Source organism: Nonomuraea sp. NPDC052116 (genome assembly GCF_040680035.1).
Taxonomy (GTDB): Bacteria; Actinomycetota; Actinomycetes; order Streptosporangiales; family Streptosporangiaceae; genus Nonomuraea; species Nonomuraea angiospora_A.
This window is the reverse complement of sequence record NZ_JBFAWA010000006.1, coordinates 38,772-60,534: the sequence shown is the minus strand read 5'-3', so window position 1 is coordinate 60,534 and position 21,763 is coordinate 38,772. Positions and strand designations below refer to the sequence as shown.

Below are 21,763 nucleotides of genomic sequence, written 5' to 3'. Positions count from 1 at the left end.
GCTCATCCTCCATGCCAGGTCCGACCCATACCTAGAACCATATTCTAGAGGATGCTTCTGGCCTAGAGCGGTCGAACCCGTTGGACGAGGGTGTTGATGTCCGCCCAGCGCTTCTTGTTCGGCTCGGGGATGGAGGCCAGGAGCATCGCGGGCTTGGTCTTGCCCACCTCGACGATCGTCACCATGGCCTGGGCGACCTGCTGCTTGCCGTTGAAGGTGTAGGTGACCTGGTAGCCGAGCGTCCAGCCCTTGCCGACCGGGATCTTCTGGGAGGCGGTCCAGGCGAGCGTGGCGCCTGCGGGGTACTGCGTGCGGAGCGACCAGCGGGCGGCCTGGGTGGCCAGCTCACGGTAGTCGGCGTCCTTGGAGGGCTTCGTCGTGGGCGAGTCACCCGGGAACATGGCCGAGGCGACCACCGTGTGCGGGACGGCCACCTTGCCGATGCGCTGCGCGATGGAGAACGGCGGGAACGACTTGGCCTTCCACGGCGTGGCCAGCCTGGGGTAGCTGATCCCGGCGTTCTTGTCGCTGATGATGCCGGTGACCACGGCCGCGGTGCCCGCCAGGGTCGGGTACGCCTTGCTCTTCGGCACCGGCGGCAGCACGATCGGGCTCTCGGTGGCGGTCGGGGTGGCCGACGCCGAAGGGGCGCCGGAGCTCGGCACGGGGGCGACGGAGGCCACCTGCTCGGCCGACTTGTTGGTGGGAACGTCGCCGGAGAAGACCACGAAGATCAGGAACACGGCGAGGACGGTGACAAGGATCGCACCGAGGAGATAGACGACCTTGATCGGAATGTCGCCGACGCCGCGCCTCGGCGGCTTGGGGATGGGCAGGGGCGGTGACGGGGGCGGATACAGCGGCTGCTGCTGCACCGGAGGCTGCGGGAGCGGGCCGGGGAGCGGGCCGGGACCGCCTCGCTGGGCAGGAGGCTGCGGGGGAGGCGCCTGCTGGGGAGGGGCCTGCTGCACCGGCGGGCCGCCCGCCGGGGGCCTGAGAGGGACGGACGGACCCGCCGCCGGCGGGCGGGGGATCTGGACCGTCTCCTCGGCAGGCAGGACGACCTTGCGGAACGGAGTGGTGGGTGAATCGTATGAAGGTCTCTTGTCGCCGACGTCCGCCATGGCCATGAGGTTACGTCACAAGAGAGCTGGATAATTCCTCCAATACCCCTGCAGAATCTAATTCTGTAAGGTCTGCGAACATGAGGGGTTTTTACGAGATCGCAGCCCATGACCCTGAACGTCCCGCGCTCCTCGGTGACACCGGCGCCACCTACGGTGAACTTCTCGCCCGGGTGAACCAGGTCTCCAACGGCCTGACGGCACGTGGAGTCGCCCCCGGCGACCGCGTCGTCACCGTGCTGAAGAACGGGCTCGACGCCCTCACCATGATGCTCGCGACGTACCAGACCGGCGCCTACCTCGTGCCCGTCAACTGGCATTTCACCGCCGAGGAGATCGACTACATCGTGGCCGACTGCGGGGCCGGGATGGTGATCTCGCCGGATGCCCGCACGGTCGCCGAGCTCGCCGACGGGCAACCCGCCACCGCACCGCCGCACCGGCGGGCCGGGTCCATGATGCTCTACACTTCCGGGACGACGGGACGCCCCAAAGGGGTACGTCGGCGGCTGCTGGACCTGACGCCGGAGGAGCTGTACCCGATCCTCGTGCGCAAGAGCTGGCGCCACTTCGGGCTGCCGTTCGGCGGGGTGCACCTGGTGTGCTCGCAGCTCTACCACTCGGCGCCGTACGGGCAGGCCATGATGGCGCTGCAGTTCGGGCACGCGATCGTGGCGCCGGAGCGGTTCGAGGCCGTCGAGGCGCTGCGGCTGATCGCGCGGCATCGGGTGACGAACGCGTTCATGGTGCCGACGATGTTCCACCGGCTGCTGGGGGTGCCGGATCGGGAGTCGTACGACCTGTCGTCCCTCACCCACCTGTACCACGGGGCGGCCCCGTGCCCGCCCGCCACCAAGCAGGCGATGATCGACTGGCTCGGGCCCGTGCTGTGGGAGTACTACGGGTCCACCGAGGCGGCCGTGGCGACCATGGTGTCCTCGCAGGAGTGGCTGGCCAGGCCGGGCACGGTCGGCAGGGCGCTGGACGGGATGTCGTTCACGATCGTCGGGGAGGACGGCCAGGAGGTGGGGCCGGGCTCGCCGGGGCTGGTCTACATCGGCGGGATCAACCGGTTCGAGTACCACCGCGACCCGGACAAGACGGCGGCGGCGATGCGCGGCCAGGCGTACACACCCGGGGACATCGGCTACCTCGACGACGACGGTTACCTGTTCCTGCTGGACCGGCGGACCGACCTGATCATCTCCGGCGGGGTCAACATCTACCCGGCCGAGATCGAGGCGGCGCTGCTCGAACACCCCGCCGTGGCGGACGTGGCCGTGATCGGCGTACCGGACCCGGAGTGGGGGCACAAGGTCGTCGCGCTCGTGCAGCCGGCGGCCGGCGCGGTGGCCGGGGACGAGCTCACGGCGGAGCTGCTGCGGCACTGCGCGCCCCGGCTGGCCAGGCTCAAGCATCCCCGGCTGATCGAGTACCGGGAGTCGCTGCCGCGCACGCCGACCGGCAAGCTGAGCAGGCACAACGTGCGGGAAGCGTATCTTTCGGGCTGAGCTGGGAACAGTCCTCCCATGAGGAGGATCGCCGCGGGACTGGCCACCGCTTCCGTGCTGCTGCTCGCGGGCTGCGCTCCTCCTCCCACGTCCAGCGCCACGCCGTCGACCGCGACCCCGCACAGCTCGCCGACGGCCTCTCCCTCGCCGCCGTCGCTGCACTCGCTGGAGTCGGCGTACGAGGACGTCATCGCCGACGTCCTGCCGTCCATCGTCCAGATCACCACAAAGGTCGGGCTCGGGTCCGGCATCGTGCTCGACACCGCGGGACACATCATCACCAACGCCCACGTCGTCGGCCAGGCCGGCAAGATGGAGGTCACGATCGCCACCGGCGGCCCGCCGCGCTCGGCCAAGCTGGTCAGGTCCTTCAACGCGGGTGACCTGGCGGTGATCAAGGTGGACAACCCGAACGGGCTGCGGCCCGCGCGGTTCGGGGACTCGTCCAAGCTGCGGGTCGGGCAGATCGTGCTCGCCATGGGCAACCCGCTGGGCCTGTCGGGCAGCGTGACGAACGGGATCGTCTCGGCTCTCGGCCGTACCGTCTCCGAACCTCAGGAGGCGGGCTCCCCCGGGGCCACGATCGCCGGCGCCATCCAGACCTCGGCCGCCATCAACCCGGGCAACAGCGGTGGTGCACTTGTGGACCTGTCGGGCAACGTGATCGGCATCCCCACGCTCGCGGCCACCGACCCCGAACTGGGCGGGGGCGCCGCGCCGGGCATCGGGTTCGCGATCCCGAGCAACACCGCCAGGGACATCGCCACCCAGATCGTCAGGTACGGCAAGGTCACCAACAGCCACCGGGCCGCGCTCGGCATCCAGGGCAGCACGGTGATCAGCACGGACGGGCAGGAGATCGGGGTGGGCGTCATCCGGGTCGAGCCGGGCAGCGGGGCGGACAAGGCGGGGATCGCGGCCGGTGACGTGATCGTCTCGATCAACGGCAGGAACACGCCGACGATGGCGTCCCTCGCGGAGGCCCTCGCCACCCTCAGGCCCGGCGACCAGGCCAAGGTCGGGGTGCAACACTCCGACGGCACCACGAGCACGGTCACCGTAACCCTGAGCCAACTCCGAACCGACTGACCCCGCCCACGGCACCGGCGGGGGTCACTGCTTGGCGGTGAAGACGATCTCGACCCGTCGATTCTGCGCCCGGTTCTTCTCGACCGGCTTCCCGCCCACCATGTTGGGCCGCCGCGGCCGGCTCTCGCCGTACCCCCGCGCCTCCAGATTCACCCCCGCCCCCGTGAGCAGCCCGCGCATGGCCGTCTCCACCGCCTGCGCCCGCCGCCGCGACAGCGCGAGGTTGTACGAGTCGCTCCCCTGATCGTCCGTGTGCCCCTCGATCCTGACCGCCCCGCCCGCCCTGTCGGCGTTCACCTTCGCGGCCACCTCCCGCAGCCGCTGCCTCGCCTTCGCGGTCAGCTGCCACTTGTCCAGCGCGAACAGCACGTCACTGGTGAGCGAGACCGTCACCTGGCGCCCCTGCTTGGTCTCGGTCTCGGTGCCGTCCAGCGACTCGACCTCGCCGATGATGTCCTCGACGGGCAGCACCAGGTCCTCCACCGCCCCCACGGCGTCGGACGGCGCGCTGGGCGCCGGGGTGGGCGACAGGACGAGGGCCAGGGCGACGCTAAGAGATCGGAACATCGGTGAGCACGCCGATCATGGGCATCTCGATGTTGATCTTCGTGACGTCCGCCGGAGGCGCCGCGAAGACCGCGTAGAGCGTGGAGGCATCCCCCTTGTCCAGGAACTGGCCCTGGGTGTCGGAGCAGACGCACTTCGCGTCCTGGTCGGTGCCGTTGCGGGCCACGCGGTAGCGCTTGGCGTTCACCGGGTCGATCAGGGATACGGCCGAGACCGTGTAGTCGAGCGTGGCCGTGCTCAGGCCGTTGTGGACGTTGACCTTGCCGTCGAGCGCGGTGATCGTCCACTGGAGGCTGAGGGTCCTGCCCTGGCGCTTGAGCGCGGTGATGTCGACGCGGGCCTTGCCGCGCTTCCCGGCCCCGTACACGTCGGCCTCGCGGCTGGCGATCACCCTGGTCTCCTGCGGGGGCGCTTGTTCCGCCGGGGCCGTCGCCGGGGGTTCGCTGGTGGTTTCCGCGACGGCCTGGGGCTGCTTCTCCTCGCCGCCACCGCCGGCCTGCCGCCCCGGGAGCGCACCGCAACCGGCCAGCGCGACGGCCGCGACAGCCAGCGCGATCGTCTTTCGCATTCTGAGATCACCTTCGTTGTCGGGGATGTGGCCCTCACCGTAGACAGGCGGCGTTCAGGATCCGCATAGTCCGCTATATCCGCCGACCACGCCGTCTACGGGCCTCCTGCGCGAGCCGGTCGGCCTCGGCTCTGCCCTGCTCGTCACTGAGGCGGTCAAACTCTCCCATAGCACGCGTAAGCGCCTCAACCGCTCCGTCAATGTCGTCGAGGTCCAGCGCGGCCCGGGCGAGCGCCATCAGGGCCTGCGCGGCGCCCCGCCGGTCCCCGTACGCGACGAACGTCTCCAGCGCTTCCCTCGCGGAGCCGGCCGCGGCCCCCGGCGCGCCTTCCGCCCTGGCGACCTCGGCCAGGACGAGCAGCGCCCCCGCCTCGGGCAGCCGGTCGCCCAGGCGGCGGTTGATCCGCAGCCGCCGCTCCACGCACCCGCGGGCCTCCGCGAGCCTGCCCCCGCCCAGGTACAGCCTGCCCAGGTCCAGCAGCGCCTCCGCCTCGCCACGCGGGTCGCCGAGGTCCTGGTACGCGCTCAGGCTCTCGTTGAGCCGGCCCTCGTCCCGGCGCAACGCCCCCAGCGCCCGTAAGGCATCGGCCCTCCCGCGCCGGTCGCCCGCCTCCTCGAAGACCCGCAGGGCCCGTACGAACGCCTGCTCGGCCTCCGCCGGGCGGGCCTGGACCAGCCCGAGCCGGAGCGTGATCCTGGCCAGCTCCAGCCCTTCCACCAGCGGCTGGGCCGCCCGCAGCGCCGCGGCCGCCGACTCCGTGCGCCCTTCGGCCCGGTGCAGGTCGGCCAGGCCGCGCAGCAGGAGCGCCTCGCCGTGCCGGTGGCCCGCCGCCCTGGCCGCGTCCAGCCCGGTCGCCGTGGTGGCGTGCCAGTCGTCGTGGTGCGCGCCCAGCTCGAACAGCGGGGTGAGGTAGAAGGCCAGCCGCCAGGCGGCCTCGTGCAGGCCCACGCGGAAGAAGTCCCCGACGGTCGCCACCAGGAAGCGGCGCTCGGCGCTCAGCCAGCGCGCCTCGTGCCGCAGCCACCCGGTCTCCAGCCGCTCCGCGCCGGGCAGGTGGACCTCGGTGCGGCCGGTGCCGGGCTCGGCGGGCAGGAGGGAGGCTCTGGCCTGCCGGGTCCGTTCGAGGATCGCGCCGGCGATGACGGCCAGCACGCGTTCCGGGCCGCCTTCCTCCCCGGCGAGGCGTTCGGCGGCGTAGAGCCTGGTCAGGTCGTGCCAGCCGTACCGCTCCTGGCCGGCCTCGTCCAGGCCGCGCGACTGCAGCAGCCCGGCCTCCGCGAGCGGCTCCAGGTCCGTGCCGAACACCCACGGCGCGAAGTCGGGCGCCGACAGCGCGCCGAGCCCGCGCAGCAGCCGCCGTTCCGGGTCGGCCAGGCCCCGGTAGCCGAGCGCGAGGCTGCCCCGCACGGCGAGGTCTCCCGCGCTGAGCTCGTCGAGCCTGCGCCGCTCGTCCCCCAGGCGGCCCGCCAGGTGGTCGAGCGTCCAGCCCGGCTTCCTGGCCAGCCGGGAGCCGGCGATGCGCAGGGCCAGGGGCAGGTGGCCGCAGAGCCGTACGATGCGCAGGGCGGCCTCGGGCTCGGCCCGCACCCGCTCGTGCCCGGCCACCTCGCCGAGCATCGCCACCGCCTCGTCCCCGTCGAGCACCCCCATCTCGTACGCCCGCGCCGCCTCCAGCCCGGCCAGCGGCGACCGGCTCGTCACCAGGGTGAGGCTGCCGGGCCCGGTCGGCAGCAACGGGCGCACCTGGGCCTCGTCGGCGGCGTCGTCCAGCACGACGAGCAGCCGCTTGCGGGCCGTCATGCTCCGGTAGAGCCGCACCCGCTCGTCCGGCGCCGGCGGGACCGCGCCGTCCGGGCAGCCCAGCGAACGGAGCAGGTCCTCCAGCACGGCACCGGGCGGGCGGGCGCCCAGCGAGGCGTAGAGCCGGCCGTCCGGGCGTTCGAGGCCGGTGGCGGCGTGCACCGCGACGGCCGACTTCCCGCAGCCGGGCGGGCCGTGCAGGACGAGGTGCACGGGGGCCGACGCGTGCTCGCGGGCCGTCCGGACGATCCAGTCGATCACGGGCGATCGGCCGACAAAATCGGAAATGTCGGGTGGCAGCTCGTCGACCGGGCCGCGGTCGGCACCGGCCGGTGCCGCGGGGCGGTCCTCGCCGGCCAGGACCCGCTGGTGAGCGCCCGCCAGCTCGGCGCCCGGCTCCAGGCCCAGCTCGTCCACCAGCGTCCGGCGCGCGTCCTGGTAGGCCGCGAGCGCCTCCGACCGGCGTCCCGCCTGGTGGAGGGCTTCGATGAGACGCACCCAGGCACGTTCGCGCAGCGGATGCGCTCCGACCAGCGCCCGCAGCTCCCCGATCACCTCCGCACCCCGGCCCAGCCGCAGGTCCAGCTCCACCCGCTCCTCCAGCGCGGTCAGGCGCAGCTCCTCCAGCGGTACGGCGTGCGTCCGGCGCAACAGGGACGACTCGACGTCGGCCAGCGCCTGCCCCCGCCACAGTCCCAAGGCCGCCCTGAAGCCGTCGGCCGCCTCCGCCACCCGGCCCGCCGCCCGGGCCTGCCGCGCGCCGCCGACCAGCCGCTCGAACCGGTGGCAGTCGACGTCGTCCCGCTCGACGTCGATCAGGTAGCCGCCCGGCACCGTACGGATGCCGTCCACGAGCTTGCGCAGCGCGCTGACGTACACCCGGAGCACCGACCCCGCCGAGGCCGGCGGCCGGTCGTCCCACACCACGGACATCAGCCGCTCGACCGGCACCGTCTCGCGGGCCGACAGCAGCAGCGCGGCCAGCAACGTGCGGTGCTTGGCCGGTCCCGGCACCTGATCGGACTCGATCCGCAGCGGACCGAGCACGCCGAAGCGCACGCTCACGCACCTCTCAGCATCACGTGCCCGCCGGCCTGAGCGCGAAGGAGTCGAAGCGGACGCGTGCGGATCCGGTGGCGCCGGAGGCGGCGTGGACGCCGGACTCGCCGGGGCCGTAGGGCGCGTCGGAGTCGGTCGCCTGCGCGACCAGGCGTTCGTTCAGCCACATGCGCAGCGTCACCTTGCCCCCGCTCTCGCCGCACTCCGCAACGACGCGGTTGACGGCCGCGCCCTGCGCGTCCGCCGGGCCGTACAGGGTCGTGCCCCGGGTGCCCGTGCGGCGCTTGACGATCGTGACCTTGCCCGAGCCGCTCACCCCGAACTCGTAACGATCGCCGGAGCGCGCCGAGCCGTGGCACCACACACCGTACTCCCCGCTCCCCTCCTCAAGGGTGGCCTTCGCGCTGACGACCACGCCGCCTTCCGGCTCCTGCCTGGGGGCCGACTTCCACAGCCGCCAGCCCGGCTTGACGGTCAGCTCGTAGCCGGAGCCCGCCTGCCGCGCGCTCCCGCCCTCCGACGCGCCGATCGCCCAGGAGTCGCCGAAATCGGCCTCGTACGGCCAGCTCTCCTGCGACAGCGCTGGCACGGTCACGGCGGCGACAGCGGCGGCGAGCACGAGCCCGGTGGCCCCCGCGACCCACGGCCACCGCCTCCGCTTCGGCTTCGCCCCAGACGCAGGCACAGACACAGACGGAGGCACAGACACAGGCGGAGCGGACGGCATCGCGGGCGGGGGCGGCATACCGGACGCGGGCCGCAGGTCGGGTCCGGGTCGCAGGTCAGGTCCGGACCGCACGTCGGGTCCGGGTCGCACGTCGGCCGTCGTGGTGCCCGTCCAGGTGCGCTCGACCCTTTCGGTGGCCGTGGCCAGGCGGGTGCCGCCGACCAGGTCGGCCAGCAGCCGCTGGGCCGTCGGCCGCAGGCGGGGGTCCTTGGCCAGCGCCCGCTCCACGACCTGCCTGATCCCCTCGTCGAGCCCGTCCAGCTTGGGCCCGTCCTGCGTGATCCGGTACAGCACCTCCGCGGGCGCCCCGCCCCCGAAGGGCAGCCGCCCCGTCCCCGCGAACGCGATCACCCCGCCCCACGCGAACACGTCGGCCGCGGGCGTCAGCGGCTCCCCGCGCACCTGTTCGGGCGCCATGAACGCGGGCGTCCCGAGTATCGCCTGGCTGACCAGGCTGTCGTGCTCCACGAGCTGGGCGATGCCGAAGTCGATCACGCGGGGCCCGAGCGGCGAGAGGAGCACGTTCGACGGCTTGAGGTCGCGGTGGATCACCCCGGCCCCGTGGATGGCGCTCAGCGCGGTGGCGATGCCCACCGCGAGCGCCTCCAGGTTCCCGCCCGACAGCGGCCCCTGCTCATTCACGGCCTGCGCCAGGTCGGGCCCCTTGACGTATTCGGTGACAAGGTAGGCGATATCGCCGTCGATCCCCGCGTCCAGCACGGGCGCGGTGCAGAACCTGGCCACCCGGCGGGCCGCCGCGACCTCCCGCTCGAAGCGCCGCCTGAACGCCGGATCGCGGGCCAGCGCCGGATGGATGACCTTGAGCGCCGCCAGGCCGCCGGTGGGTGTCGAGGCGAGATGCACCTCGCCCATGCCGCCGCGCCCGAGCAGGCGCCGCAGCGTGTACCCGCCAATGACCTCGTTCATCGCAGACAGACTAGCCAGCTCCCGACATTTCCCTGGATCGGGTCACCCGGCCGCCTGGGTCAGCCGGTAGCGCGACGGCGGGATCCCGTACCGGTCGACGAACGCCTGCCGCAGCGTCTCCGCCGTCCCGAACCCGCACCGCACGGCCACGGACGCCATCGGCAGCGACGTGGACGCCAGCAGGTGCGCGGCGGCCTCGGTGCGGGCCTGCCGGACATATCGCCCGGGCGTCAGCTGCAGGTGCTGGAGGAAGAGCCGGGTGAGGTGCCGCTCGCTCACCCCCGCCTCGTTCGCCAGCGCGGACGTGGTGAGGTCGTCGCGCAGGTGCGCGGCGATGTACTCGATGGTCCGCCTGACCAGGTTGTTCGCCGGGACGGGCGCGCTGACGAACATGCTCATCTGCGCCTGGTCGCCGGGCCGCTGCAGGTAGGTGACCAGGTTGCGGGCCACCGTGCGGGCCAGCTCGGGGCCGTTGTCCTCCGCCACGAAGGCGAGCGTGAGGTCGAGGGCCGCGGTGACGCCGGCGGACGTGGCGACGTTGCCGTCGCGGATGAAGATCGGGTCGGCGTCCACGGCCACCGCGGGATGCCGGGCCGCCAGGTCGTGCGCCAGCTGCCAGTGCGTGGTGGCGCGCCGCCCGTCGAGCAGCCCCGCGGCGGCGAGCACGTACGCGCCCGTGCAGACGGAGGCGACGCGGCGGCTCTCGCGGGCCAGCCTGCGGACGTGTCCGACGATCAGCGGGCTGGCCGCGGCGTCGTCATGACCGACCCCGCCGGACACCACCAGCGTGTCGAGCGGCCCGTGGATCCGCTCCAGCGCCAGCTGGGCCTGGACGGTCAGCCCGGTGCCGCAGGTGACGGGGTGCCCGCCCGGCGTGGCCACGCGCACCTCGTAGCAGGGCGCCGCGCCGTGCCAGTTGGCCTCCTCCAGCGTCGAGGTGACGCAGGCGACGTCGAGTAACCCCACCGCCTCGTACGCCACGACGACGACCCGTCGTACCTCCATGGCCATGACTGTAGGGCCGAAGGACAGAGAGCCCAAGTTTCCGGACCTCCCCGGCCCACCTCCCTTGGCACGCGGCGGCCCTCCGGCAACAGTCGAGGCATGACAACGACAAACACCGGCACCGGCCGCCGCTGGGGCAGGTTCGCCGTTCACTATGTCGAGACGCCACAGGTTCGTCGGGATGTTCGCGCTCGGCATGCTGCAGTCCGCCCTGGGGATCGGCTTCTCCCACGAGCAGCAGCCCGAGCTCGCGTACCTGCTCATGGCGGTCGACATGTCGATCGGCATGGCCGCGTGGATGCGGATCCGCGGGCACGGCTGGGCCTCGACGCTGGAGATGTGCGCCGCGATGTTCGTCCCGGTGGTGCCGTTGTTCCCCTTGCTCTGGCTGGGCGCCATCGACGCCGGGGCCATGATGACGGCGGCGCACGTGGCGATGCTCCCGCTCATGCTGGCGGCGATGCTGCGCCGCCTCGACGAGTACGCCGGCTGCGCTCACTGAGCGCCTTGCGGTAGCCGTCCAGGACATCCTGACGCAGCAGGTGCCCGAACCCGGCCCGTTCCAGCCGCAGCCCCAGCTCGGCGGCGCTCACCCGCAGGCTCTCCGCGGCGGCGGGCAGGCTCCAGTCGTGCTCGGCCAGCGTGCTCAGCAGGTGACCGCGCCTGACCTGCGCCTCCGACAGCCTGAACGTCTTCAGGTAGGCCGTCCGCCCGTCCCCGTCGGTGATCGTCTCGCCGATGTGGTTCTCGCTCTTCCGCTCGAACGCGGGCAGGAACCGGCTCAGCGTGAACCCGCCCATCCGGTAGACCTCCTCCACCCGCGCGGGGGCGCGGAGGAGGCCCGCGGCCATCACCGAGTCGTGGAAGCCGGCCCAGTCCCGCTCGGCGCGTACGGCCTCGGCCCGCAGGTCGGACAGCGAGGCGACCACGCTCTCGTCAATCACCGCGGGGAAGTCCCTGGCGGGGTAGAACAGGGCATAGTCGTGGATCAGCTCGCCGTACATGTCGCGGACCAGCGTCGGGTGCAGCGCCCGGTAGTCCTCCGGGTGCGGCACCACGAAAGCACTGGCCAGCGTGTCACCGGCGTACAGCAGCAGCCCGCACTGCCCGGGGTAGATCTCGAAGATCTTGAGCGCGTCCTCCAGCCCGCGCACCTCCGCCCCGGCGTAGGCCTCCTCGGAGCGGGGGGAGAGCCCGTGGACGAGCGCCTGCCGCGACCACTCCTCCCACGCGACCACGGGGCCGCCGAAGTGCAGCGCGAGGTAGCCCTCCACGGCCAGGTGCAGCGGCAGGAACCGGAGCCGGTTCTTGTCCACCCGCCGGGCCATCCTGCGCCTGGTCCTGATGCACATGTGGCGCAGCGGCTGCCCGAGCTGCGTGCCGTAGGCCGCCGCCGGGGTCCCGTCGCCGGTCCACGACGCGACGAAGGCGTGCGGGATGTACGCCGTGTAAAGGGTCTTGTCCGGCAGGTGGACCATGGACAGCTCGTCGCCGTACACCTTGGCGTGCAGCCGCAGGTCCTCGATGGGCTCGCGGCGCACGAGCGGCACCAGCCGCAGCCCTCCCCAGGTCTGCGCGGGCCGGGTGTCCAGCCCCGTGAGGTCCGTCATCGGCGTGCCGCCCGATCTTCCAGGTACGTCCTCAGCTCTCCGAGCCCGGTGCGCCCCTCCGCGAACCGGGCCAGCTCCACCAGTGCGGGCAGGTCCTCGGCGTCGCGGATGCCGGCCGTCGGCACCATGGGCGACAGCCGCCGCACGTCGAACCGGTCGGCGTCGTAGACCGGATTGATGTGCACGATGCCCACCTCGCCTCCGGGATCGAGCTTGCGCCGCCAGACGCGCAGCACCTCGCCCGCCAGTCCCGGCGGCGCGTTGTCCCAGCCGTCGGAGACGATGACGAGCAGGCCGGGCCGGTGTTCGAGCGCGTCGAGGATCCGCTGCCCCAGCGGCGTGGGCCCGTACGGCCGCACCTGGAGCGGGTCGGTCCGGCGCGACAGCCACAGGCTGCGGTAGTCGCCGGCCAGGGCCTCCAGCAGGTAGTGGCAGGCCAGCGCGACCGCCAGCGGCCGGCGGCGCTTCACCGGCGAGCCGAACGAGGAGAAGCTGTCGTCCAGCACCGCCGCGACGCTCCCCCACGTGCCCGCCCGCGCCCCGGCCACGCGGGCCGCCGCCGCCCGCAGCGCGCCCACCAGCTCGGCACGACGGCTCGCGCGCGCGTCGGCACGCAGCGACAGGATGTACGAGGCCAGCCTGGCCAGCGGCATCGCGGCCAGATCCGGCTCGGTGTCCACCTTGTCCCGGCTCGCGGACTCCGTCAGCCGCAGGCGCTCCAGCCTGGTCAGCCGGGGCGCGATGCGCTCCAGGAAGATCTCCCTCCCGATGCCGTGGCGGGCGGCGAACCCCTCGGCGACGGTGTACGGGAGGTCGTACAGGGCGCTCTTGTCGAAGTGCGCGCGGCGCCACGCCTCCAGGACGGGCGTCTCGTAGCGGGCCCGGCTGAACGGCGCGAACAGGAAGTCGCCCAGCTCTCCCGGCAGTCGCAGGTGGGCGTGGCGCACGGCGGACTTCACCTGCGCGCGGTACTTGACCGCGTCGAAGGCCAGGTCGGGGCGGCCGGTGAGCCAGTCGCGGACGACGGCCCTGGCGCGCCGGTTGTTGACGCCGTCGCGGCGCAGGCGCCGGAAGAGCCGGTAGACCCTCGGCGGGCTCATCCGCTCCAGCCGCCAGGCGATCAGCCGGCCGTCGCCCGCGCGCCCGCTCAGCAGGTTGGCGATGATCAGGGCGGCGTTGTGGTCGTTGATGTCGAGCGCCAGCGCGGCGGCGTACAGGTCGGGATAGTTGCCCTGGACGTAGCGGTGCAGGAAGTCGAGGGAGAGCCGCTGCTCGCCGGCCGTGCCGTGGAACTCGCGCTGGCCGGTGGAGGTGATGGCCGCGTTCGCGAAGATCAGGACGTCCTCGCACTCGATCAGGTCGGCGTAGGTCTCCATGGGCTCCCCCGGGGGTCGGCGGACTGGCCGGGGAATGGGGGCACGAGCTGCGAAGCATCGCTGTACAGGCGGGTTCCGGAAGTCGTACCTGAGTCCCGCGGCCAGTCTGGTCCGGACCTTACCGGGCCTTTCGCACCGATGCGACGGTATTTACCGGGCTTCGGTGCGCGCCGAGCGGGCCTTGATCTCGCCGAGCGTGGTGTGGTTCTCCCGGATGACGGAGATCAGCACGTACGAGACCAGCATCAGCCCGAGACAGAGCGCGTCGGCGGCCCACCAGGGGATCTCGGCGAGCAGCAGATAGCCGTCGCCGTCGCTCAGCGACCTGATCACCGCCGTGACCACGGCCACCACCAGGGTGACCAGCAGCCAGCTTCGCAGGCGCGGCAGGTTGCCCTTGTTCCACAGCCGGATCCGCCAGTCCATGAAGACGGCGAGCACGCCGAGCAGGGCGCAGAACCCGATCAGCCACCAGGGCAGCGCGAAGGCGGTCTGGTCGGCGATCTGCCGCTGCGTGGTACGCAGCTCCGTCTCGGCCTTCCGCTTGGCCTCCACGGCCGCGTCGAGCTGCTTCTTCAGCTGGGCGACGCTCCTCTCCTGGCGCGGCGGAGTCGCGGGGGTGTCCGTCGGGAGCATCCGCGCCACGACGGTCAGCATGATCGCGACGAACGACAGCGCCAGGACGATGGCCATGAACAGGTCGATGAAGCGCAGATCGAGCGGCGGGGCGAACGCTCGGGCGGGCCGCCGCCTCACGGCTCCCTCACCAGCGTGTACTTATGCGGGCGGCTCTCGGCCGCGCTCAGCCGCTCCACCGCCGTACGCAGCGCGTCCAGGCCCTTGACGAGCTCCTCGGTCCGGCCCCTGGACTGGGCCAACTCCTGGGTGAGCCCGTGCATCGCGGGGGCCGCCTGCTTGGCGGGCAGCCGCGCGATGTAGATCAGGAACACCTCGTCGGCGGCCACCACGTTGGCCCGCTCGCCCCGCTCGACCAGGGCCATCGCGCTGAACGCCAGCACGCTCAGGAACAGCGCGATCAGCGTGACGCCGAACGCGGAGGCCAGCTCGGGCAGCACGTGCTGCTTGAGCGCGGCGATCAGCACCCCGGGGTCGCCCTCGCGGTCCAGGGCGTTCGAGAACGAGTTGACCATCGCGCCCATCGTCAGCGCGGTGCCGATGAACCCGAAGACCGGCAGCGCCCAGATGAGCGCGTGGTCGAGATGGTGCTTGTTGGCCATCTCGCTCTCGTCCAGCGCGGACCGCGCGCTCAGCACCGCCTCGCAGTCGTTCCCTGCCTCGGCCGCCTCCCTGAACAGCTTGAGCCGCCGCGCCACCAGCGTGTCGTCGGTCGGCTTCACCGCCTGGACGTTCGACACGGCCCGAGCAGTCGCGGCGTTCTCACGCCGGATGTCCGGAACGGCCCTGACGATCCTGAGCACCGCGGTCAGGAACACCGCGATGATCAGCGTGACCACAAGCTCCGCTGCCACGGGGGCCGTGGTCGCGCCCACGGACACCAGCAGAGCCTCCACCATTCCGGCCGCCATCAGCAGCGCGGAGAACACCACACCCAGCACAGGCGCGAACACCGAGTGACGCCAGCCGTACCTTGACACCCTTTACCCTCACTCCGGCCCGCAAAATGTCAGAGACCCACCTAAGCACATGTAAAACACGCGTTGGTTACGGTCTGCGGTGTCAGCGGTACCAAATGTTGTCAGCGAAGGTGAGCGCCGGCGCTCCGCGGGCGCCTTCTCACAACCAGAACCACCGGACCTCCGACGTACGCCGCCGCTCGTCCAGCCACGCCCGGAACGCCGCGTCCCGCGCCGCCTCCAGCACCTCGGGAGCCTCGGGATCGGGCGGGACGACCTCGTGGACGGCCCCCGCCAGATAGCCGCCGTCGTACGGGACGGGCCCGGCCGACGCCTGTTCGGGCAGCGCCCGCAGGGGCCCCTCGGCCCTCCGGGGGCCTGTGGCATCCTTGAGGACCCTGAGGCCCTTGGGGCCTCTGAAGGCGCGGGGCGATCGGGCGCCGACGGTATCCGCCGGCCCATGCCGCCGCGAACACAAAAAACCGCCCCTGCCTGCCGAGGTCTCGGCAGATCAGAGGCGGTCTGATAGGGGTTCCAGGGGGTTCCCCTGGACAGCACAAAGGCCCGCGGGAGGAAGCGCAGCTTCCGACCACACGGGCCTTCCAGTGGAGGTGGCGGGAATCGAACCCGCGTCCTTCAACCCCAAGTCAGGGCTTCTCCGGGCGCAGCCTGCTGTGCTTTTCTCAGCCCCGGCGATCACGCAGGCGAGTCGCCGACGGGCTCAGCCACTGTTAGATTTCCCGCTCTCCCCCGTGGCCGGGTCGAGCGGTTGAGCCTTCTAACGATGCCAGACACCGGGCCGAAGGCACTCCCGGGCTGACAGTGGTTTCGCTACTTAGGCAGCGAGGCCCAGGGAATCCTGGGCAGCCACAGTGCGCTTGGAATTGGCACTTGTTGTTTGCGGTCACAGGATTAACGAGGTTATGTCCGCAGTCCTCGGCCCGCTTCACCTGGCTTGCAAAGTCGAAGTCGAAGCCAGTCACCCCCTGTGCAGTTGTCAACACACCTCCGCGGAGGTGAGCAACAAGAATCTACAGGGAACAACGCCCCCAACGCCAACTTGATTCCCCATGACGAAACCCCCGGGAGCGCGGCTCAGCGGCTCGCGCTCCCGGGGGCCGACCGGCAGGGTCGAGCCGGTCCGGACGGCAGGACTTCCCCCGAGATGAAGTCCTGATCTCATCACGGCGACTGGATCCGCAACCCCCCGAGCGGGTCCAGTCACTCAGTAAGACGCAGCCGGACCCTCGAATGGTTGCTCAGAGTGACGACAATTTCACGGAGAGTTGCGGAGGGCCGAGAAGAAGCTGCCCGCGACCGCTCCGGCGTCGTGGTTGCGTGCCAGCACGGCGACCGCCACGTCCCCCTGCCAGCCCACGAACCACTTCAGCTGGTTGCCTGCCGTGGCCGTCACGCCGTAGACCCTGCCCTTGCCCGCCTGGGCGGGCGTGCCGGTCGCCCCGGCCGCCATCATCCGCTTCAGCGTCGCGAGGACCTTGGGGTCGACGGGTACGGGGGCGGGCTGCGGGGCCTGCGCGGCCTCCACCGTCGGGTCGGGCGACTTGGGGTCGGTGACCAGCACCGGCGGGCGCCAGGTGCCCGACGCGACCGCGGCGGCCACCAGCGCCATGCCGAGCGGGCTGACCTCGACGTTCTGGCCCGCGATGGCCTTGGCCTTGTCGGCGTCGCCGGCCAGCTGCGGCAGCGCGCCGCTGAACGACTTGAGCGGCAGCCGCCACGGCTGGCCCACGCCGAACGCCTTGGCACTCCCGGACAGGTCGTCGGCCGTGACGCGGCGGGCCAGCGAGGCCAGCGCGGTGACGCAGCCCTTGGCGAAGTTTTCCTGGAAGGTGGCCGAGGGTGTGACCCCGGTGGACTCCGCGGCCTGCACGAACTTGGCGCCGCCGACCGTGCGCTCGTCCGGGCAGGCCAGCCGCAGCTTCGGGCTGACGTCCTTCTTGAGCAGCGCGTTCGCGGCCACGATCGAGAACGCCGTGCCCGCGGGGAAGCGGCCGGCCAGCGCGCCCATCTCCTGGTTCAGGTCCTTCTGCCGGGTCAGCTCGCCTTGCGATCCGACCGCGAGGATCTGACCGGTGTCGCGCTGCACCGCCACCAGCAGGCTGGCCTCCGTGTCGCCCAGCGCCTGCTCGGCCGCCGCCTGGACGGACCGGTCGATGGTGGTCTTCACCGAGACGTTCTCCCGGCCCAGCCACTCCTTCAGCAGGGCGACCTGCTTGCCGGTCTTCAGGTCGAGCGTGATCACCTTGGTCTGCGTCGAACCGGTCAGGTAGTCCTGGTAGGCCTGCTGGAGGCCGCTCCTGCCGACCGAGTCACCGGCCCGCTCGGGCCCGCCGAGCTTCTGCTCGGTCTCGGGGGTGAGCGCGCTGACGCTGCCGACGATCTGCTGCGGCGGCTCGGGGTTGACCGGCTGATCCTGCTGCACGGTCTCGATCCCGTCGATGGCGTCGAGCTTCGACTGCATCGTCTGGTAGCGCGAGCGGCCGAACGTGACCAGCGGCACGAACTTGTCGGGCGGCGACGACCTGATGCGGCTCAGCAGGCGGTCCTGCGCGTAGTCGGTGATCTTGGACAGCTTGGCGGCGACCTCTTCCGCCTTGTCGCCGAGCTTGGCCGGGTAGACGCCCGCGCTGTAGAACACGGTGTTGCCCTGCAGCGGCTCGCCCGTGCGGTCGACGATCGGCTTGCGCGGCCTCGGGTCGGTGTCGACGGCGAACCGCTGCCCCTCCTTGAGTTGTGGATGCAGCACCGAAGGCGACCAGCGCACCTTCCAGGTGCCGTCCACGAGGTGGAGCGGGAGCAGCCCGTCGTACTCCCAGAGGGGGTTGTTCTCCCCCAGGTCGACCTCGGCGCGGAAGTCGGCCTTCGCCTCCTCGCCCGTCATGCTGAGGCTCTTGATCTTGAAGCGGAAGGAGGCCGCGTCGAGCTCCAGCTTGGCGTCGGACAGTGTCTTGCGCACGGTGGCCTGATCGCCGTCGGTGCGGCCGGCGGCGAGCTCGTAGTCGCCTGACTGCCAGCCCACGAGGAAGTCCCGCACCGCGTCGTGCGGTGAGGGCTCCTCGAAGCAGCCGGTCAGGGTTGTGCTCGCGACCGCCAGGGTGGCGGCCGCGGAGAGGATGCGGCGAGCGCGTGTCATGGGGTGCGGTGCCGCCGTCTCATCGGTTGCGGTGCCGCAGGGCCCGGGCCATCTCCCGCTTCGCCTGCTGCTCCGCCAGCGACTGCCGCTTGTCCCAGTCTTTCTTGCCCCGGGCGAGCGCGATCTCGACCTTGGCCCTGCCGTCCTTGAAGTAGAGCGTCAGCGGCACGATCGTGAGCCCGCCCTCCTTCGTCTTGGCGGCGAGCTTGTCGATCTCCTTGCGGTGCAGCAGCAGCTTGCGCTTGCGGCGGGCGGCGTGGTTGGTCCACGTCCCCTGGGAGTATTCGGGGATGTGGACGTTGAGCAGCCACGCTTCGTCGCCGTCGATGCTGGCGTAGCCGTCGACGAGCGAGGCGCGGCCCTCACGCAGCGACTTCACCTCGGTGCCCTGGAGCACGAGACCCGCCTCGAACGTGTCCTCGAGGAGGTAGTCGTGCCTGGCACGCTTGTTCTGGGCGATGACCTTACGCCCGGTCTCACGTGGCATGCTTCGACTTTACCGGCGATCCCTAGACCCTCAGGTAGCGTCGGAGCGTCACGAACGATGCCAGCACACAGATGACCACACCGATGACCATGGTGATGGTGATGGTCTGGGCCACATCGTTCCAGCCCAGCTGCGCCGTGGCGTCGCCCAGGTACTTCCCGAGCTCCTCGAAGAGGAAGACCTTCGTGACGATCAGGATGACCGCCGCGAACACCCCGCCGATCAGGCCGGCGATGACGCCTTCCATGACGAACGGGAGTTGGATGTAGAGATTGGACGCGCCGACCAGGCGCATGATGCCCGTCTCTCTACGCCGGTTGAAGGCCGAGAGCCGTACCGTGTTGCCGATCAGCAGCGCCGCCGCCAGCACCAGGATGATGGCCACCGCGAGCGCGTAGAACGCGAGCTTGTCGAGCATCTCGAAGAACGGACCGACCAACTGGGCCTGGTCCAGCACCTGCGACACGCCCGGCTGCCCCTGAAGGGCCTGCACGACGGCCTTGTAGTTGTTGGGGTCTGCCACCTTGATGCGGAACGACTGCGGCATGTCCTCGACCTTGGCGGTGCTCACCAGGGCCTTGTTGGTCGCGTACAGCTTCTGGAAGTTCTGGTACGCCGCCGACTGGTCCTCGAAGAACACCTCCTTGACCCCGGGGGTGCCCTTGATCAGGGTGTTGAGGGCCTCCTTCTGGGCGTTGGAGACCTCCTTGCCCTTGCAGGACTCCATGGCCGAGCCCTTGGTGCACAAGAAGACCGAGACCTCGACCTTGTCGTCCCAGTAGCCCTTCATCATGCCGACCTGGGCGTTGATCATCAAGCCGACGCCCAGCATCGCCATGCCGACCGCCACGGTGATCACCACCGCGATCGTCATGGTCAGGTTGCGACGGAGGCCGATCCAGACCTCGGAGAAGATGAAATTCGCCCGCATGTTCTGTCTGCAGCTCCCTGTCAGTACGCCTGGCCGTACACGCCACGCGACTGGTCACGGACGATCTTGCCGTCCTCCAGCTCCACCACGCGCTTGCGCATGGAGTCGACGATGGCCGCGTCGTGCGTGGCCATGACGACCGTGGTGCCAGTCCTGTTGATGCGGTCGAGCACCTTCATGATGCCGATGCTCGTCGCGGGGTCGATGTTGCCCGTGGGCTCGTCGGCCAGCAGGATCATCGGCCGGTTGACGAACGCGCGGGCCATGGCGACGCGCTGCTGCTCGCCGCCGGACAGCTCGTCGGGCATGCGGTGGGCCTTGCCTTCCAGGCCGACCAGCTCGATGACCTCGGGCACCACCTTGCGGATGAACCGCCGGGGCTTTCCGATGACCTCGAGGGCGAACGCCACGTTTTCGTAGACGTTCTTGTTCGGGAGCAGCCTGAAGTCCTGGAACACGCAGCCGATGCGGCGGCGCAGGTGCGGCACCTTGAAGTTGGAGAGGCGGGCCAGGTCCTTGCCGGCGACATGGATCGCACCGGAGTTGGGCCGCTCCTCCTTGAGGACCAGACGCAGGAACGTGGACTTGCCTGATCCCGAGGGACCGACGAGGAACACGAACTCGCCCTTGTCCACGTCTACGGACACGTGGTCGAGGGCGGGCCGGTTCTGGTTCGCGTAGACCTTGGTGACATTATCGAAATGGATCACGAGAGCATCACGGCATGCCAGTCTAGGGGTCAGGACGGAAGCGAGGGTGGCACATGCCCACTTCCCGCCACCGGCCGATCGGGTTACGCGGTCTTTACTGTTGATCGACGTTCCGATTGGCCAGACGACAGTCTAGGGGGAAGACTGGCATGGAAAGTCCATAACGGAAACAAAACGATTGTGCGGCTAGACTTGGGGCTGTCATGAGTTGTGAACACCTCGTATGCGCGCAGTGCGCCCACCCTGTGATCGAGGGACGCTGCCCCACCTGCCGAGCCAGCAGGGAGCGGATGCACCAGCACGGCTTCGCCGGGCTGTCACCCGCTCTGATCGCCCTGCTGCTGCTCGTCCTGCTCTTCGTGAGCCTGGTGCTCAAGCACCTGAGCGGGCTCTAGTCGGCGGTCCCCGACTCCTGGCGGCGCATCCAGCGGATCTCGGACTCGATGAACTCATCGAGGTCGCCGTCGAGCACGGCCGACGGGTTGCCCGCCTCGGTGGCCGTGCGTAGATCCTTCACGATCTGGTACGGGTGCAGCACGTAGTTGCGGATCTGCGTGCCCCAGGACGTCGTGGTGGCGCCGCGCAGCTCCGACATCTTCTCCGCCTCCTCCTGCCGCTTACGCTCCAGCAGCTTGGCCTGCAGGACGTTCATGGCGGTGGCGCGGTTCTGGAGCTGCGAGCGCTCGTTCTGGCAGGAGACGACGATGCCGCTCGGGAGGTGCGTGATGCGCACCGCCGAGTCGGTCGTGTTGACCCCCTGGCCGCCCGGGCCGCTCGACCGGTAGACGTCGACGCGGATCTCGTCCTCAATGATGTCGATGTGGTCGGTCTGCTCGACTACCGGCACGACGTCGACCCCGGCGAACGAGGTCTGCCTGCGGCCCTGGTTGTCGAACGGGCTGATGCGGACCAACCGGTGGGTGCCGTGCTCGCCACGGAGCGTGCCGTACGCGTAGGGAGCCTTGATCGTGAACGTGGCCGACTTGATGCCGGCCTCCTCCGCGTAGGAGGTGTCGTAGACCTCGGTCGAGTAGCCCTTGCGCTCGGCCCAGCGCAGATACATGCGCAGCAGCATCTCGGCCCAGTCGGCGGCGTCGACCCCGCCCGCCTGGGAGTTGATCGTGACGAGCGCCTCACGGGCGTCGTACTCGCCCGAGAGCAGCGTGCGCACCTCGAGAGCCCCGATGTCGGACTTGAGCGTCTCAAGCTCCTTGTCGGCCTCGGCGCGCGTGTCGGCGTCACCCTCCTCGGCCGCCAGCTCGTAGAGGACGTTGAGATCGTCGAGGCGGCGCGCGACGCCCTCGACGCGGTTGAGCTCACCCTGGAGGTGCGAGAGCTTGCTGGTGACCTTCTGCGCCTGGTCGGGGTCGTCCCACAGGTCCGGTGCGGCAACCTGCTGCTCCAGCTCCTCGATCTGCTTGCGCATCGCGTCGAGGTCGAGCACGTCCTGGATGCTGCGGAGCGTGCCCGCGAGCTCGTTGATCTCTTCTGCCGGATCGATGCCTGCCACGTCTCCCAAGCC

19 protein-coding genes and 1 other RNA gene are annotated in these 21,763 nt (G+C 70.9%); 3 read left to right on the top strand and 17 right to left on the bottom strand.

Features of this window, described 5'->3' with window-relative positions:
- Positions 1 to 62: 62 nt before the first annotated feature.
- Entirely contained in the window at positions 63 to 1,124 is a 1,062-nt protein-coding gene (locus AB0L65_RS12800) for a hypothetical protein (protein WP_364243946.1), read from the bottom strand.
- A gap of 80 nt (positions 1,125 to 1,204) precedes the next feature.
- Here AB0L65_RS12800 and AB0L65_RS12795 point away from each other — a divergent pair, with 80 nt between their 5' ends.
- Both AB0L65_RS12795 and AB0L65_RS12790 read left to right on the top strand, forming a co-directional pair.
- Positions 1,205 to 2,635 (top strand): AMP-binding protein, encoded by a 1,431-nt coding sequence (locus tag AB0L65_RS12795; RefSeq protein ID WP_364243943.1) that lies wholly within the window; start codon positions 1,205 to 1,207, stop codon positions 2,633 to 2,635.
- An 18-nt stretch (positions 2,636 to 2,653) separates the two neighbouring features.
- The gene (locus AB0L65_RS12790) at positions 2,654 to 3,724 is read left to right on the top strand and encodes a trypsin-like peptidase domain-containing protein (RefSeq protein WP_364243940.1); all 1,071 of its coding nucleotides are present in this window, start codon (positions 2,654 to 2,656) and stop codon (positions 3,722 to 3,724) included.
- Between the two features lie 24 nt (positions 3,725 to 3,748).
- Here AB0L65_RS12790 and AB0L65_RS12785 read toward each other — a convergent pair whose 3' ends face one another.
- From AB0L65_RS12785 to AB0L65_RS12765, 5 genes are all read right to left on the bottom strand, one after another.
- Positions 3,749 to 4,291, bottom strand: a complete 543-nt coding sequence (locus tag AB0L65_RS12785; RefSeq protein ID WP_364243938.1) for an OmpA family protein — start codon at positions 4,289 to 4,291, stop codon at positions 3,749 to 3,751.
- On the bottom strand, positions 4,275 to 4,859 hold the full coding sequence (locus AB0L65_RS12780) for a hypothetical protein (RefSeq protein ID WP_364243935.1): 585 nt from the start codon (positions 4,857 to 4,859) through the stop codon (positions 4,275 to 4,277). The genes AB0L65_RS12785 and AB0L65_RS12780 overlap by 17 nt, the downstream gene beginning before the upstream one ends.
- 73 nt (positions 4,860 to 4,932) lie before the next feature.
- Positions 4,933 to 7,725 (bottom strand): BTAD domain-containing putative transcriptional regulator, encoded by a 2,793-nt coding sequence (locus AB0L65_RS12775; protein WP_364243932.1) that lies wholly within the window; start codon positions 7,723 to 7,725, stop codon positions 4,933 to 4,935.
- Positions 7,726 to 7,738: 13 nt separating this feature from the next.
- On the bottom strand, positions 7,739 to 9,373 hold the full coding sequence (locus tag AB0L65_RS12770; RefSeq protein WP_364243929.1) for a serine/threonine-protein kinase: 1,635 nt from the start codon (positions 9,371 to 9,373) through the stop codon (positions 7,739 to 7,741).
- Between the two features lie 42 nt (positions 9,374 to 9,415).
- The gene (locus AB0L65_RS12765; RefSeq protein ID WP_364243926.1) at positions 9,416 to 10,378 is read right to left on the bottom strand and encodes a GlxA family transcriptional regulator; all 963 of its coding nucleotides are present in this window, start codon (positions 10,376 to 10,378) and stop codon (positions 9,416 to 9,418) included.
- Between the two features lie 154 nt (positions 10,379 to 10,532).
- Here AB0L65_RS12765 and AB0L65_RS12760 point away from each other — a divergent pair, with 154 nt between their 5' ends.
- Complete coding sequence (locus tag AB0L65_RS12760; RefSeq protein WP_364243923.1) at positions 10,533 to 10,880, top strand: hypothetical protein; 348 nt, start codon at positions 10,533 to 10,535, stop codon at positions 10,878 to 10,880.
- On the opposite strand, the gene AB0L65_RS12755 is transcribed toward AB0L65_RS12760, so the two are convergent.
- The 11 genes from AB0L65_RS12755 to prfB form a co-directional block, all read right to left on the bottom strand.
- A complete protein-coding gene (locus AB0L65_RS12755) occupies positions 10,825 to 11,988 on the bottom strand; it encodes a hypothetical protein (protein WP_364243921.1) in 1,164 nt (387 codons plus the stop codon). The genes AB0L65_RS12760 and AB0L65_RS12755 overlap by 56 nt on opposite strands.
- Entirely contained in the window at positions 11,985 to 13,364 is a 1,380-nt protein-coding gene (locus tag AB0L65_RS12750) for a hypothetical protein (RefSeq protein WP_364243919.1), read from the bottom strand. The genes AB0L65_RS12755 and AB0L65_RS12750 overlap by 4 nt, the downstream gene beginning before the upstream one ends.
- A 150-nt stretch (positions 13,365 to 13,514) precedes the next feature.
- Positions 13,515 to 14,120: a hypothetical protein gene (locus tag AB0L65_RS12745; protein ID WP_364243917.1), complete on the bottom strand. Its 606-nt coding sequence runs from the start codon at positions 14,118 to 14,120 to the stop codon at positions 13,515 to 13,517.
- A complete protein-coding gene (locus AB0L65_RS12740) occupies positions 14,117 to 14,953 on the bottom strand; it encodes a hypothetical protein (protein WP_364243914.1) in 837 nt (278 codons plus the stop codon). The genes AB0L65_RS12745 and AB0L65_RS12740 overlap by 4 nt, the downstream gene beginning before the upstream one ends.
- 166 nt (positions 14,954 to 15,119) lie before the next feature.
- Entirely contained in the window at positions 15,120 to 15,437 is a 318-nt protein-coding gene (locus AB0L65_RS12735; RefSeq protein ID WP_364243912.1) for a hypothetical protein, read from the bottom strand.
- Between the two features lie 125 nt (positions 15,438 to 15,562).
- Positions 15,563 to 15,946, bottom strand: a transfer-messenger RNA (tmRNA) gene (gene ssrA / locus AB0L65_RS12730).
- A 289-nt stretch (positions 15,947 to 16,235) separates the two neighbouring features.
- Positions 16,236 to 18,113: a penicillin-binding transpeptidase domain-containing protein gene (locus AB0L65_RS12725; protein ID WP_364243910.1), complete on the bottom strand. Its 1,878-nt coding sequence runs from the start codon at positions 18,111 to 18,113 to the stop codon at positions 16,236 to 16,238.
- Positions 18,114 to 18,132: 19 nt separating this feature from the next.
- Complete coding sequence (gene smpB / locus AB0L65_RS12720; protein ID WP_350728456.1) at positions 18,133 to 18,600, bottom strand: SsrA-binding protein SmpB; 468 nt, start codon at positions 18,598 to 18,600, stop codon at positions 18,133 to 18,135.
- Between the two features lie 22 nt (positions 18,601 to 18,622).
- Entirely contained in the window at positions 18,623 to 19,531 is a 909-nt protein-coding gene (gene ftsX / locus AB0L65_RS12715; RefSeq protein ID WP_350728455.1) for a permease-like cell division protein FtsX, read from the bottom strand.
- A 20-nt stretch (positions 19,532 to 19,551) separates the two neighbouring features.
- Positions 19,552 to 20,241 carry a cell division ATP-binding protein FtsE gene (gene ftsE / locus AB0L65_RS12710; protein ID WP_020541427.1) on the bottom strand — a complete coding sequence of 230 codons (690 nt, stop codon included), beginning with the start codon at positions 20,239 to 20,241 and terminating at the stop codon, positions 19,552 to 19,554.
- A 391-nt stretch (positions 20,242 to 20,632) separates the two neighbouring features.
- The gene (gene prfB / locus AB0L65_RS12705) at positions 20,633 to 21,751 is read right to left on the bottom strand and encodes a peptide chain release factor 2 (RefSeq protein ID WP_364243905.1); all 1,119 of its coding nucleotides are present in this window, start codon (positions 21,749 to 21,751) and stop codon (positions 20,633 to 20,635) included.
- Between the last annotated feature and the right edge of the window lie 12 nt (positions 21,752 to 21,763).

Coding starts and splice junctions, on each gene's coding strand:
- AB0L65_RS12800 (WP_364243946.1), bottom strand. CDS start 1,124: ATGGCGGACGTCGGCGACAAGAGACCTTCATACGATTCACCCACCACT.
- AB0L65_RS12795 (WP_364243943.1), top strand. CDS start 1,205: ATGAGGGGTTTTTACGAGATCGCAGCCCATGACCCTGAACGTCCCGCG.
- AB0L65_RS12790 (WP_364243940.1), top strand. CDS start 2,654: ATGAGGAGGATCGCCGCGGGACTGGCCACCGCTTCCGTGCTGCTGCTC.
- AB0L65_RS12785 (WP_364243938.1), bottom strand. CDS start 4,291: ATGTTCCGATCTCTTAGCGTCGCCCTGGCCCTCGTCCTGTCGCCCACC.
- AB0L65_RS12780 (WP_364243935.1), bottom strand. CDS start 4,859: ATGCGAAAGACGATCGCGCTGGCTGTCGCGGCCGTCGCGCTGGCCGGT.
- AB0L65_RS12770 (WP_364243929.1), bottom strand. CDS start 9,373: ATGAACGAGGTCATTGGCGGGTACACGCTGCGGCGCCTGCTCGGGCGC.
- AB0L65_RS12765 (WP_364243926.1), bottom strand. CDS start 10,378: ATGGAGGTACGACGGGTCGTCGTCGTGGCGTACGAGGCGGTGGGGTTA.
- AB0L65_RS12760 (WP_364243923.1), top strand. CDS start 10,533: ATGTCGAGACGCCACAGGTTCGTCGGGATGTTCGCGCTCGGCATGCTG.
- AB0L65_RS12755 (WP_364243921.1), bottom strand. CDS start 11,988: ATGACGGACCTCACGGGGCTGGACACCCGGCCCGCGCAGACCTGGGGA.
- AB0L65_RS12750 (WP_364243919.1), bottom strand. CDS start 13,364: ATGGAGACCTACGCCGACCTGATCGAGTGCGAGGACGTCCTGATCTTC.
- AB0L65_RS12725 (WP_364243910.1), bottom strand. CDS start 18,113: ATGACACGCGCTCGCCGCATCCTCTCCGCGGCCGCCACCCTGGCGGTC.
- smpB (WP_350728456.1), bottom strand. CDS start 18,600: ATGCCACGTGAGACCGGGCGTAAGGTCATCGCCCAGAACAAGCGTGCC.
- ftsX (WP_350728455.1), bottom strand. CDS start 19,531: ATGCGGGCGAATTTCATCTTCTCCGAGGTCTGGATCGGCCTCCGTCGC.